The organism is Ameyamaea chiangmaiensis, from assembly GCF_013376175.1.
GTDB classification, from domain to species: domain Bacteria; phylum Pseudomonadota; class Alphaproteobacteria; order Acetobacterales; family Acetobacteraceae; genus Ameyamaea; species Ameyamaea chiangmaiensis.
Genome location: NZ_JABXXR010000328.1, coordinates 1 through 992, shown reverse-complemented (window position 1 = coordinate 992; position 992 = coordinate 1). Strand labels below are relative to the sequence as shown.

Sequence of the window (992 nt, the reverse complement as noted above, 5' to 3'; positions counted from 1 at the left end):
AGGACGCCCGCGCCGTGGCGGCCCATCTGTCCGGCATGACGGGCTGGTGGGTGTGGGCGGGCGGTCTGGCGGAGGCACCGCGCCGGCCGGCCGCCTGACCCCGGACCGTCGCCTCTTGCACATCGCACACGATGCCATGATCTTGAGGGCAAAGGTGGGCGGCGCTGTTCGCGACCCTGGTCTGAATCTATGCCGATATCTGTCCCCGGAGTGCGGTCGCCGTATTCCTTCCAGCCCGGAGTTCCGTCCATGAGCGCGCGAATGCAGGTCAATCCGAGCAGCGACGGGCAAGGCGCCGTGCTGCAGTTCCTCGAGGGCAGCGGGATCGAGGGGGAAATTCCGCTGTCGCTCGACCAGTTGAGCCAGTTGATCGAATCCCTGGGGAGGGTGCGGACGGCGCTGGTGGCGAACCACCCGGTGCCCCCGATCCAGGGAGCCACCTTCCAGCCGGTCCTGAGCACACGATGGGCGCTTCAGCCCGAAGCGCTGACGGAGGGATCGCTGTTTGCCTATCAGCATCCCGCCTACGGCCCCGTGGGGCTGGTTCTGTCGCCCGACGATGCCGAGCAGATCATCAAGGGCCTTCAGCGTCATCGCGCGATGATGCATCACAGCCCGAACACGCCCTCGCGGCCCAGCTGATCCGCATCCGGCGTTATCACCCGTAGCGCGTCAGGACCGACACCACCTGATCGGGATTGGCGATCTCCGCGTCGTGGGGCACCGGCAACGTGTCGTGCGTCCAGTGGCTTTGCGCGCGGGCGCGCTGCCGGCTCGGCTCGATCGACGGGGCGGGCGGTCCTTCGTATGCGACATACGCAACCGGTAGTCCCGCGCCGATCGGTGCGGTCAGGCGCACGGGTGTGTCGTACGTACCAAGCGGGTGCGGGCGGAGATGGGCAATGAACCAGTCGCGCATCGGATGATCGGCGGGTAGGGGCACCGCGGACGCGTCGGGCACGGGGAACGCGACACCCCCGCCGTTTGTGGCG

At 68.2% G+C, this 992-nt stretch carries 2 protein-coding genes; one reads left to right on the top strand and one right to left on the bottom strand.

Going from position 1 to position 992, the window contains the following annotated elements:
- Positions 1–249 precede the first annotated feature (249 nt).
- Positions 250–642 carry a hypothetical protein gene (locus HUK82_RS16845; protein ID WP_176614996.1) on the top strand — a complete coding sequence of 131 codons (393 nt, stop codon included), beginning with the start codon at positions 250–252 and terminating at the stop codon, positions 640–642.
- 16 nt (positions 643–658) lie between these two features.
- Here the strand turns inward: HUK82_RS16845 and HUK82_RS16840 are convergent.
- Positions 659–992: hypothetical protein (locus HUK82_RS16840; protein ID WP_456304213.1), on the bottom strand; the 334-nt coding region annotated here is incomplete at its 5' end.

Excerpts from the sequence above, each read along its gene's own strand:
- HUK82_RS16845 (WP_176614996.1), top strand. The coding sequence starts at position 250 with ATGAGCGCGCGAATGCAGGTCAATCCGAGCAGCGACGGGCAAGGCGCC.